At 73.2% G+C, this 8,183-nt stretch carries 7 protein-coding genes; 4 read left to right on the plus strand and 3 right to left on the minus strand.

The features are described from left to right. The 3 genes from ACZ6EJ_RS27560 to ACZ6EJ_RS27570 all read left to right on the plus strand — a co-directional run. On the plus strand, positions 1-321 hold a 321-nt coding region (locus tag ACZ6EJ_RS27560), incomplete at its 5' end, for an electron transfer flavoprotein subunit beta/FixA family protein (RefSeq protein WP_469270896.1). A 102-nt stretch (positions 322-423) separates the two neighbouring features. Next, positions 424-1,386, plus strand: coding sequence for an electron transfer flavoprotein subunit alpha/FixB family protein (locus ACZ6EJ_RS27565; RefSeq protein WP_469270898.1), 963 nt, complete (start codon positions 424-426; stop codon positions 1,384-1,386). A 317-nt stretch (positions 1,387-1,703) separates the two neighbouring features. After that, positions 1,704-1,901 carry a hypothetical protein gene (locus ACZ6EJ_RS27570; protein WP_469270899.1) on the plus strand — a complete coding sequence of 66 codons (198 nt, stop codon included), beginning with the start codon at positions 1,704-1,706 and terminating at the stop codon, positions 1,899-1,901. Positions 1,902-2,029: 128 nt separating this feature from the next. Here the strand turns inward: ACZ6EJ_RS27570 and cobF are convergent, their stop codons facing one another. Then, positions 2,030-2,824, minus strand: a complete 795-nt coding sequence (gene cobF, locus ACZ6EJ_RS27575; protein ID WP_469270901.1) for a precorrin-6A synthase (deacetylating) — start codon at positions 2,822-2,824, stop codon at positions 2,030-2,032. A 165-nt stretch (positions 2,825-2,989) separates the two neighbouring features. Between cobF and ACZ6EJ_RS27580 the strand changes: the two genes are divergently transcribed. Further along, positions 2,990-4,054, plus strand: a complete 1,065-nt coding sequence (locus ACZ6EJ_RS27580) for a lipoate--protein ligase family protein (RefSeq protein WP_469270902.1) — start codon at positions 2,990-2,992, stop codon at positions 4,052-4,054. Positions 4,055-4,169: 115 nt separating this feature from the next. On the opposite strand, the gene ACZ6EJ_RS27585 is transcribed toward ACZ6EJ_RS27580, so the two are convergent. After that, positions 4,170-6,392, minus strand: coding sequence for an NADP-dependent isocitrate dehydrogenase (locus ACZ6EJ_RS27585; protein ID WP_469270904.1), 2,223 nt, complete (start codon positions 6,390-6,392; stop codon positions 4,170-4,172). 109 nt (positions 6,393-6,501) lie between these two features. Next, positions 6,502-7,983 (minus strand): amidase, encoded by a 1,482-nt coding sequence (locus tag ACZ6EJ_RS27590; protein ID WP_469270905.1) that lies wholly within the window; start codon positions 7,981-7,983, stop codon positions 6,502-6,504. Between the last annotated feature and the right edge of the window lie 200 nt (positions 7,984-8,183).

Consider the following 8,183-nt stretch of genomic DNA (forward strand, 5'->3'; position numbering starts at 1 on the left):
GTGTCGGGGCGGCGTGATGGTGATGTGGCCTCGGAGGGGTTGGAGGCGTCGTTGCCGGCGGTGGTGTCGGTGACGGACCAGTCGGGTGAGGCGCGTTATCCCTCGTTCAAGGGGATCATGGCGGCGAAGAAGAAGCCGGTGGAGTCGTTGGACCTGGGGGATCTGGGTCTGGAGGCGGACGAGGTGGGTCTGGCGGGTGCGTGGACGGCGGTGGATTCCGCTGTCGAGCGTCCGGCGCGGACGGCGGGCACGGTCGTGAAGGACGAGGGCGAGGGCGGTAGGCGGCTCGCGGAGTTCCTGGCGGGCCAGAAGTTCATCTGACCGGGTGTTCCCGGTGGGGCGGCGGGTGGTTCGGCCCGCTGGTTCCCCCCCTGTCGTTCCCTTCTTTCCTGTTGTCTCTCTTCTCGTCTGGAGTGCGTTGTCATGGCTGAGGTTCTGGTTCTGGTCGATCATGTGGACGGTGCGGTCCGCAAGCCCACGTTGGAGTTGCTGACGCTGGCGCGTCGGTTGGGTGATCCGGTGGCGGTGGCGTTGGGCGCGGGTGCGTCGGCGACGGCCGGGGTGCTGGGTGAGCACGGTGCGGTGAGGGTGTTGGCCTCGGAGGCCGCGGAGTTCGCGGAGTACCTCGTGGTGCCGAAGGTGGACGCGTTGCGGGCGGCGGTGGAGGCTGTTTCGCCGGTGGCGGTGCTGGTGGTGTCCTCGGCGGAGGGCAAGGAGGTCGCGGCCCGTCTGGCGTTGCGGATCGGTTCCGGTGTGATCACCGACGCCGTGGACGTGGAGGCGGGTGAGCAGGGTCCGGTGGCGACGCAGTCCGCGTTCGCGGCGTCGTTCACGACGAGGTCCCGTGTCTCGCGCGGGGTCGCGGTGATCACGGTGAAGCCGAACTCGGCGCCGGTGGAGCCGTCCCCGGCCGCGGGCGCGGTCGAGGAGTTCGCGGTGTCCTTCGGCGAGGGGGCGCGGGGCACGAGGGTGACCTCGCGTGCGGCGCGGGAGTCGACGGGGCGCCCGGAGCTGACCGAGGCGGCGATCGTGGTCTCGGGCGGGCGCGGGGTCAACGGTGCGGAGAACTTCCCGTTGATCGAGGCGCTCGCGGACTCGCTGGGCGCCGCGGTGGGCGCCTCGCGCGCGGCGGTGGACGCGGGTTGGTACCCGCACACCAGCCAGGTCGGGCAGACCGGGAAGTCCGTCTCGCCGCAGTTGTACATCGCCTCGGGGATCTCCGGCGCGATCCAGCACCGGGCCGGGATGCAGACCTCCAAGACGATCGTCGCGATCAACAAGGACCCCGAGGCCCCGATCTTCGACCTCGTCGACTACGGCGTCGTCGGCGACCTCTTCACCGTCGTGCCCCAGCTCACCGACGAGATCAACACCCGCAAGGGCTGACCCACACACAGACCCACCCCGCCGCGGGCCGCACGGTGCACCCCACCGCGCGGCCCGCAGCCACACCCGGACGGCGATCGGGGCGGGCGCGCGATGCGGGGAGCGGCCGCCGGGCGGGCCGTGTTCCACCCCCGTTCGACCTGTCGTCATACGCTCCCTGATCCCTGGTCAGGTCCGCCGCCTCGAATGGGTGCAGGCGGTGACCCAGATGTAACCGAACGGCGTAACGAAGCAGGAACCGCAGAGCGTCACAAGCCGTTGTTCTTCCCAATACACGGCCGCCGACCGACGGCGGCGACGATCGAGGGATGCGCTGTATGAAGAAGACAGTCGGGTGGGCCCAGGACGGCGACGACTGGACGATCACCGTGAACGGCACGCTGTACCGGGCCGTCGAGCGGGCCACGGACGGACGGGTGGCCAACTACCTGGTGCGCGGGAAGGACCTGAGCGCCGAGTGCCCGAGCCTCGGGCACGGACTCGGAGTGATCCGGGCGCACGAGTCCCGGAGCTGAGCTCCGACCGGTTCGACGACGCGGTGCGGCGGCCGCCGCCGCACCCGCCTCGACGGCGGCCGCGATCCGTGCCGGCCGCCGGTTCCCCGGCCCCCGCCCCGGCCCGCCGTCGCCGGTTCGCCGCACGGTCAGCCCTCCGCGCCCGCCGCCCCCTGGCGCAGGAGATAGGTGTCCATGATCCAGCCGTGCCGCTCGCGGGCCTCCGCGCGCAGGCGGCTGATCCGCTCGGCGACCTCGTCGAGCGGGCCGGAGACCAGGATCTCGTCCGGGGTGCCGATGTACACGCCCCAGTAGATCCACAGGTTCCGGCCCGTGAGGTGGCCGAAGGTCTCGTGGCCGTCGAGCATCACGACGACGTCGCCGTCCTCGTCCTGCGGGAAGCCCTCGGCCAACCGCCTGCCGGGCGTGATGCGTACGGGGCGGCCGACCCGGTTCAGGGTGACGCGGTGGCGGGCGGCGAGCGCGGAGACGCTGCTGATGCCGGGGACGACCTCGTGCCCGAACTCCACGGCGCCCCGGCCCCGGATGTCCTCCAGGACCGCGAGGGTGCTGTCGTACAGGGACGGGTCGCCCCACACCAGGAAGGCGCCGCACTGGCCGGGCGCCAACTCCTCCGAGATGAGCCGTTCGCAGAGGTCGGCGCGGCGGCGGCGCCAGTCGTGCACGGCCGAGGCGTAGCGCGCGCCGTCCTCCTGGGCGCGGTCGCGCCACGGGTCGTCGGCCTCCACGATCCGGTAGGGCCCGGTGAGGTGGGCGTCCAGGACGTCCCTCCGCAGCCGGACCAGCGACTCCTTCTCCCGGCCCTTGTCGAGGACGAAGAACACCGAGGCGCGGCGCATGGCCTTCACCGCGGCGAGCGTGAGGTGGTCGGGGTCCCCGGCGCCCATGCCGATGACGAGGATGTGCCGCGGTGCGTCGCTCATGGCGGTGATTCTCCCTGACGCGACCGGCTCCCCGAGCCCCATTCACCGGTCGGGAGCGGTGTGCCGGGCGGTGCGGGGATGAATCGGCGGGCTGTGCGCGTTATGGCCGGTTGTGTCCGGCTCATCGCCGAGCCGGGCTCCGCTACTGGAGCTGGAGGCAGGGCTGTGCACGGTGAGTACAAGGTTCCCGGCGGCAAGCTGGTCGTGGTGGACCTGGACGTGGAGGGCGGGGCGCTGCGGAACGTCCGGGTCGCCGGGGACTTCTTCCTCGAACCGGACGAGGCGATCCTGGCGATCGACTCCGCGTTGGAGGGCGCGCCGGCCAACACCGGAACGGCCGGGCTCGCGGCCCGGATCGAGGCGGCGCTGCCCGAGTCCACGGTGATGTTCGGGTTGAGCGCGGAGGGCGTCGCCACCGCCGTACGCCGGGCGCTGGCACAGGCCACGGAGTGGAGCGACTACGACTGGCGGTTGATCCACGACGCGCCCCAGTCGCCCGCGCTGCACATGGCGCTGGACGAGGTCATCACCGCCGAGGTCGCGGCGGGGCGGCGACCGCCGACGCTGCGGGTCTGGGAGTGGGACTCCCCCGCCGTGATCATCGGCAGCTTCCAGTCGCTGCGCAACGAGGTCGACCCGGCGGGTGCGGAGCGGCACGGCGTGAACGTCGTACGCCGGATCTCCGGCGGTGGCGCGATGTTCGCGGAGCCGAGCAGCACCATCACCTACTCGCTGGCCGTCCCGCAGTCCCTGGTCTCCGGGCTCTCGTTCGCCGACAGCTACGCCTATCTGGACGACTGGGTCCTCGAAGCCCTGGCCGACATGGGCATCAAGGCGTGGTACCAGCCGCTCAACGACATCGCCACCGAGGTCGGCAAGATCGCGGGCGCGGCGCAGAAGCGGGTGGTCGGGCCGGACGGCGGGCCGGGGGCGGTGCTGCACCACGTGACCATGGCGTACGACATCGACGCGGACAAGATGCTGGAGGTCCTGCGGATCGGCAAGGAGAAGATGTCCGACAAGGGCACCCGATCCGCGAAGAAGCGCGTCGACCCGCTGCGGCGGCAGACGGGGCTGCCCCGCCAGGTCGTCATCGAGCGCATGATCGACTCCTTCCGCAGGCGCCACGGGCTGACCGAGGGCAGCGTCACGGAGGCCGAGCTGGCTCGCGCCGAGGAGCTCGTACGCACCAAGTTCGCCGCCCCGGAGTGGACGGCCCGCGTGCCGTAGCCCCGGCCCCGTACGCGGTCGAACGCGGACCGCCCCGGCGGGCTCGGGGCCTGCCGGGGCGGGAGCGGCGACGGGAGGGCGTCCGCGACGGGCGGACGCCCCCTGGCGCGTCGGATCAGACGAGGCTCGCGATCGCCTCGTTGAACGTGGCGGACGGGCGCATGATCGCGGCCGCCTTCGCCGGGTCGGGCTGGTAGTAGCCGCCGATCTCGGCCGGGGAGCCCTGCACCGCGACCAGCTCGGCGATGATGGCCTCCTCCTTCTCGGCCAGCGTCCTGGCGAGGGGCGCGAACGCCTCGGCCAGCTCGGCGTCCTCGGTCTGCCGCGCCAGCTCCTGCGCCCAGTAGAGGGCCAGGTAGAAGTGGCTGCCGCGGTTGTCGATGCCGCCGAGGCGGCGGCTCGGGGACTTGTCCTCGTTGAGGAACGTGCCGGTGGCCCGGTCCAGGGTGTCGGCGAGGATCTTGGCCCGCGCGTTGTCCGTGGTGGTGGCCAGGTGCTCGAAGCTGACCGCGAGGGCGAGGAACTCGCCCAGGCTGTCCCAGCGCAGGTAGTTCTCCTTGACGAGCTGCTGCACGTGCTTGGGGGCCGAGCCGCCCGCGCCGGTCTCGAAGAGGCCGCCGCCGTTCATCAGCGGGACGACGGAGAGCATCTTCGCGCTGGTGCCGAGCTCCAGGATCGGGAAGAGGTCGGTGAGGTAGTCGCGCAGCACGTTGCCGGTGACGGAGATGGTGTCCTCGCCGCGGCGGATGCGCTCCAGGGAGAAGGCGGTGGCCTCCTCCGGCGTCCTGATGGAGATGTCCAGGCCGTCCGTGTCGTGGTCGGCGAGGTACGTGGTGACCTTGGCGATGAGGTTGGCGTCGTGGGCGCGGCCCTCGTCCAGCCAGAACACGGCCGGCGCGCCGGTCGCGCGGGCGCGGGTGACGGCGAGCTTGACCCAGTCCTGGATGGGCGCGTCCTTGGTCTGGCACATCCGGAAGATGTCGCCGGCGCCGACGGCCTGCTCGAGCACGACCGCGCCGTTCGCGTCGACGACGCGGACGGTGCCGGTGGCGGGGATCTCGAAGGTCTTGTCGTGGCTGCCGTACTCCTCGGCCTTCTGCGCCATCAGGCCGACGTTGGGCACCGAACCCATGGTCGCCGGGTCGAAGGCGCCGTTGGCGCGGCAGTCGTCGATGACGACCTGGTAGACACCGGCGTAGCTGCTGTCCGGCAGGACGGCGATGGTGTCGGCCTCGTTGCCGTCGGGGCCCCACATGTGGCCCGAGGTGCGGATCATGGCGGGCATGGAGGCGTCCACGATGACGTCGCTGGGGACGTGGAGGTTGGTGATGCCCTTGTCGGAGTCGACCATCGCGAGGGCGGGGCCCTCGGCCAGCTCGGCCTCGAAGGACGCCTTGATCTCGGCGCCGATGTGCGGCACCGCGTCCAGGCCCTTGAGGATGCCGCCCAGCCCGTCGTTGGGGGTGAGGCCGGCGGCGATGAGCGCGTCGCCGTACTTGGCGAAGGTGTTCGGGAAGAAGGCGCGGACCGCGTGGCCGAAGATGATGGGGTCGGAGACCTTCATCATGGTGGCCTTGAGGTGGAGGGAGAACAGCACGCCCTCGGCCTTGGCGCGGGCGACCTGCGCGGTGAAGAACTCCCGCAGCGCGGCGACGCGCATGACGGCCGCGTCCACGACCTCGCCCTCGAGGACGGGCACCGACTCGCGCAGGACGGTGGTGGCGCCGTCGTCGCCGTGCAGCTCGATGCGGAGCTCGCCGTCCTCCGCGATCACGGCGGACTTCTCGGTGGAGCGGAAGTCGTCGACGCCCATGGTGGCCACGTTCGTCCTGGAGTCGGCCGACCAGGCGCCCATGCGGTGGGGGTGGGCCTTGGCGTAGTTCTTGACGGACGCGGGGGCGCGGCGGTCGGAGTTGCCCTCGCGCAGCACCGGGTTCACGGCGCTGCCCTTGACCTTGTCGTAGCGGGCGCGGATGTCGCGCTCCTCGTCGGTCCGCGGGTCGTCCGGGTAGTCCGGAAGGGCGTAGCCCTGCTCCTGGAGCTCCGCGATCGCGGCCTTGAGCTGCGGGATCGACGCCGAGATGTTCGGCAGCTTGATGATGTTCGCACCGGGGGTCCTGGCCAGCTCGCCCAGCTCGGCGAGTGCGTCATCGATACGCTGCTCGGCCTTCAGCCGCTCCGGGAAACTGGCGATGATCCGCCCCGCGAGGGAGATGTCACGGCGCTCCACCGTGACCCCTGCGGTCGAGGCGTAGGCCTCGACGACGGGCAGGAGCGAGTAGGTCGCCAGGGCAGGGGCCTCGTCGGTGTGCGTATAGATGATGGTCGAGTCAGTCACCGAATGCTCCGCTCCACGTCTGCAACATTGCTTGACATCAAGATATCTCTTCGCCGCCCCGGCCTCCACAAGACCCCCGTACGGCTTCGCGGTGCTTCGGCGGCCGCCGCTACGGGGTCGGCGGCCGGTGCTCGTACCAGCGCCGGTCGCTCTCCAGTTGGGCGGCGAGCGCGATCAGCCGCTCCTCGGCGCGGGAGGGGCCGAGGAGCTGGGCGCCGACGGGGAGCCCGCCGCGGGTGAAGCCCGCCGGAACGTTCACTCCGGGCCAGCCGAGGACGTTCCACGGCCAGGCGTACGGGCAGGCCGCCGTCATCGCGAGGTCGGTGCGCCAGGCGCTCAGGCGGTCGAACCGGCCGATCAAAGGCGGCGGGGCGGCCGTGGTCGGGGTGAGGAGCACGTCGAACCCGGAGGCGTCGAAGAGGGCCCCGATCCTGCGGTGCTGGCGCACCTCGCGGGCGCGGGCGGCCCGGACCGCGCGGCCGCCGAGGCGGGTCCCGGTCCGCAGGGCGCTGCGGGTGCGCGGGTCGAGCAGGGCCGGGTCGGGGTGGCGGGCGGCCCATTCGGCGACGCCCGCCGTGGCGCGCGGGACGAAGGCGAGGCCGATCAGCCCGTACCGGGGGCGGGCCTCCTCGACGTGGTGGCCGAGCCGGGCGAGGGCCTCCGCCAGATCGGTGACGGCCCGGCGCACCTCGGGGTCGGGGGCCGCGCCGGTGAGGGTGAGCGGGGGGCGCCAGGCGAGGGCGATGCGCAGCCGGCCCGGATCGCGGCGGGCGGCCTCGGCGGCGCGGACGGGGGGCGGGCGGTGCGGGTCCTCGGGGTGCGGACCCGCGACCGCGTCCAGCAGCAGCGCGGCGTCGGCCACCGTACGGGCGAGGGGGCCGTTGACGGCGAGCCCCTGGAAGGCGTCGCTGTGCGGGTGGAGCGAGACGCGGCCCCGCTGGGGTTTGATGCCGACCAGGTGCGTCCAGGCCGCGGGGATGCGCACGGACCCCGCGCCGTCGGAGCCGAGGGCGGCCGGGACGAGCCCGGCGGCGACGGCCGCCGCCGATCCGCCGGAGGAGCCCCCCGGCGTGTGCGCGCGGTTCCAGGGGTTGCGGGTGACGCCGAACGCGGGCCCTTCGGTGAAGGGCCACTGCCCCAGTTCGCAGGAGTTGGTCTTGCCGACGACGACGGCTCCCGCGGCGCGCAGCCGGCGGACCGCCTCGCTGTCGGCGGCTGCCGGAGGCAGCTCGCCGTCGCACCCGAAGTGCGTGGGCAGGCCCGCCACGTCGGTGTCGTCCTTGACCGCGACCGGCACGCCGAGCAGCGGCAGCCGCTCCCCCGCCGCGAGCCTGCGGTCGGCGGCGGCGGCTTCGGCGAGGGCCGCTTCGGCGCGCAGGTGGCGGAAGGCGTTGAGGGTGGGCTGGGCCGCCTCGATCCGGGCGAGCGCGGCGGCGACGAGCGCGGTGGAGGTGGCGCCGCCTTCGGCGAGCAGTCGCGCGCTCTCCGCGAGCCCCGGCAGCGGCGCGGGGGCGGAGGCCGGAGAGGGGCGGAGGCCGGGGTGCGGTCGGACGGGTGGGCTCGGCTGCTCGGTGGGCTCCGCTGAGGACATGGGCGTGCCGCCTCCCTCGGGTCGCGGGGCGGCAGCCGGTCGTCCGGCCGCGTCCCCCCGTACTTACCGGAGGGTAACGAGAGGGGGCGGCTCGCTCAAGCGGTCCGGGGGGGGGGGGGGGGGGGGGGGGGGGGGGGGGGGGGGGGGGGGGGGGCGCGGTGCGCCGCACGCGAAGCGGTGGGCGTGGGGGGGGGGGGGGT

The sequence above is a fragment of the Streptomyces sp. NPDC041970 genome, from assembly GCF_055588985.1.